Source organism: Roseateles sp. P5_B10, assembly GCF_056400485.1.
This window is the reverse complement of sequence record NZ_JBFULE010000685.1, coordinates 1-2,838: the sequence shown is the minus strand read 5'-3', so window position 1 is coordinate 2,838 and position 2,838 is coordinate 1. Positions and strand designations below refer to the sequence as shown.

Genomic DNA, 2,838 nt, shown 5'->3' with positions numbered 1-2,838 from the left:
TCAGAAGCTGCGGGCTTCGCGGTTGGCTCGCCTGTCCACGCAGAAAGATGGGCTTGCCGAGCTCGGCAAGCAGGCGGATCTTCAATCCGTACCCAGCGGCAGCGCGCAGGTTTGACGCACAGCCCAAGAGAGTCGTATCAACTAGACTGGATCGGACAGGAGTCCATCATGAACATCGAAGCCATTGCCTACCTTTGCCTCGGGTTTGGTCTGCCTGCGTTGATGGCTGCCATCGTCGTGGCAATGGCGTTGCACGGCACAAGGCACTTGGACGCAACCCTCAGACAGGTCGGCGTTCACAAATAGGAATTGGTCGACGCCGGGAAAKTCACGATGAGCTTCGAACTCCGTGAGGAGTCTCGGTCCGAGTCGAGCAGAGGAGGGCGGGCCAGCGGTTCCTGCTGCAAGTCCGCAAAGTATTTGGCTGGGCCCTATGGCGCGCCTGTCTCAGCAACTTGGCCGTCGGACGCCGCAATCTCTAGCCGCCGCCGGCGCTCGATGCTTCTGCGGACCACCGTCACTTCTCTGCAAGCTCCGCGGATAGCGCCGACCACCGGCGCGAAGTAGCGCCGCAAGGTATCCAGAAAGATCTGCTTGTGATTGAGCCGACGCATGATTTCAGGCGAATGAGCTTGCTGAGCAGGATATGCCGAAGAAGGCGCTGCGTCACGCGGTGCTGCCAACTCTCTGTCCCACGTCCATCACTGTCGCCTAGATCAGGATCACCCGTGTCCCCTTGGTTACTTCTTCGGCCGAAATCGTCTTCGGGAGCGTGATCATGAAGACCATCGTTGGCGACTCCATGCGCCTCATGTGTACAGCTTCGATCGCTTGAATCACGGTCTCGGTCACTTGCCCATCTGGGCGGACAAGGTGGACCGGAGCGCCCTTTCCAAAGACAAGATCCGTCGTTGTCGGCAGTCCCGGCGCGAGGACTCGACCGCGTCCTGAAATCTGGAAGCTGTCCTCCACGATAAGCAACAGGCGTTCATTGGCGGTGTCGGCTTGCATCGTGTCTAGGCAGGAAGTCGAGCCATCAGCATCCAGGCGAGTGCTGACGTCAGCTTTGCCAAAACTTCCACCACGGCTTCGGCGTATCCGGGCTACGAAGGGCTTGAAGCCTTTGCGCCGCTTCCACGAGCAGAAGCGGGCGCATGGGTCTTCGCTGATCAAGCCACGAGGGGCGACGGTCATCCGGCTCGTCGGGGCTCGGAAAATAGAACGCCGCTCCGACGCCAGCGGCAAGTCGTCGGCCAACGTCCATGGCATGCACCGACTCTGGCCACGGCGGGACTTGGCCGTTGAAAAGGCGCGAGTCGTTTCCCTTGGTGATGCACGCAAGGAAGTGCTCCTTGTACTGCGAGCCCTCCAGGGTGATGGCAGACAAGCGGATGAACCAGCCCTCCGTGTCGCCGTCCCAGAGCGCTTCTATGCAGGCCACCTTCCCCGGCAGATTCGAGACCTTCGACTCCAAGACTTCGAAGGACATCGCCTTCTCGGCATCCTGCTTCGCGGTGGGGCTCGCGCACATCGCGCGGGCAGCTGCAGCAGTCCCGAACCAGCAGGTGCCGTCAAGCTCTTGTGCCCGCAAGACCAGAGCCCGTATGAGCGCCACCAGGTACAGGGCACGCCGGCGATTCAGTTGAGGTTCAAGGCGCTCTTCCGGATGGTCGGGTCGTTTTCTCGTTCCCAGGAAGACCCGCCAGAACTCGGGGTAGGCCTTGATCTTGAGCTCGAGGTCCGAGCAGATCTCCAGCGCCGCAGCTAGGTCTTCGCCACGAAGACTGAAGACGACGTGCAACGAGAAGATGTCGTGATGGCTATCCCGTTGAGAAAATCGATTGAACTCCTCGCCAATCAGCTCAAAGTAGGCGCGGCTCCATTCGCTCCATGCGTTGAAGCGAACCCGTCCCTCTGGCATCAGAGGCCAGGGAGGCGCGTCGCCCGAGGTCACAGATATTCCGAACACGGCACAGGTCATGCGGCATCGCCCGGTCGGTTTGCGCCGACAGTGGCACCCTCTCAAAGCGCTGGCAGTTTCCCATGTGGGTTCAGCTGCCTGCAGCCGCACAGCATGCGTCCGTGCCCCGAAGCTCATAGGACTCGCGCCACGCCCGCTGCTGCGTGCGCACAACGCGTCCGTTGCTTCCAGTCCATCGCGGTGTTAGCCTTCGGCCCCCATGAAGCAGCTCCTGATTTCTCAACGCGCTCAAGCCGCATCGACGACCCGCTTTGCCGCGGTGGATTCGCTGCGCGCGGCGTATGACGCAGCACTGCTTCCCTAGAGCCATTCCATCCGGAGGCTCGGCCTCCTGAGTTCAACGAAACCCGGTAGGCCACAAGCCACCGGGTTTTGTTTTTTCCGCCCTCCATTGGAGACCCAGGCCATGAGCCTCGATCGAGATTCGTCCGCATTCCTCGCCGCACGCACTGCCAGCAGCGCGTTGCTGTGCGTCCTCTTCGTGGAGTGGTCCGTGTAGACCCCTCCGGGCCTGCGTGTGCCTGGAGGTCCATCCTTCAGGCGAATTCAAAAAGCCTGCCGGGTGGCCCACACCCCGCAGGCTTTTTTGTTTTTCCGTCCGCGCAAGCGGGCACACCAGGTCTGGCGCGCGCGCCGACAACCCCGCCGACAAGTCCACCTGGCCAGTGGACGGCATTGGCACTTTCAAACTCACCTTCAAACTGGAGAACCCATCATGAACACCAAGGTTCATGTCAACGTTGGCACCATCGGACACGTCGACCACGGCAAGACGACCCTGACCGCTGCTCTCACCTCCGTGCAGGCCGCACGTTTCGGCGGCCGCGCTCTGTCCTATGGGCAGATCGACAACGCCA

Annotated in this window: 4 protein-coding genes; 2 read left to right on the top strand and 2 right to left on the bottom strand. The window is 61.3% G+C overall.

Annotated elements, in window-relative coordinates:
• Positions 1-168 precede the first annotated feature (168 nt).
• Positions 169-306: a hypothetical protein gene (locus AC1DU6_RS25965; protein ID WP_457324104.1), complete on the top strand. Its 138-nt coding sequence runs from the start codon at positions 169-171 to the stop codon at positions 304-306.
• A 405-nt stretch (positions 307-711) separates the two neighbouring features.
• Here the strand turns inward: AC1DU6_RS25965 and AC1DU6_RS25960 are convergent, their stop codons facing one another.
• Entirely contained in the window at positions 712-1,011 is a 300-nt protein-coding gene (locus AC1DU6_RS25960; protein WP_457324105.1) for a hypothetical protein, read from the bottom strand.
• A 49-nt stretch (positions 1,012-1,060) separates the two neighbouring features.
• The gene (locus tag AC1DU6_RS25955; RefSeq protein ID WP_477860632.1) at positions 1,061-1,954 is read right to left on the bottom strand and encodes a hypothetical protein; all 894 of its coding nucleotides are present in this window, start codon (positions 1,952-1,954) and stop codon (positions 1,061-1,063) included.
• Between the two features lie 742 nt (positions 1,955-2,696).
• Between AC1DU6_RS25955 and AC1DU6_RS25950 the strand changes: the two genes are divergently transcribed.
• A partial coding sequence (locus tag AC1DU6_RS25950) for a GTP-binding protein (RefSeq protein ID WP_477860634.1) occupies positions 2,697-2,838 on the top strand: 142 nt, incomplete at its 3' end.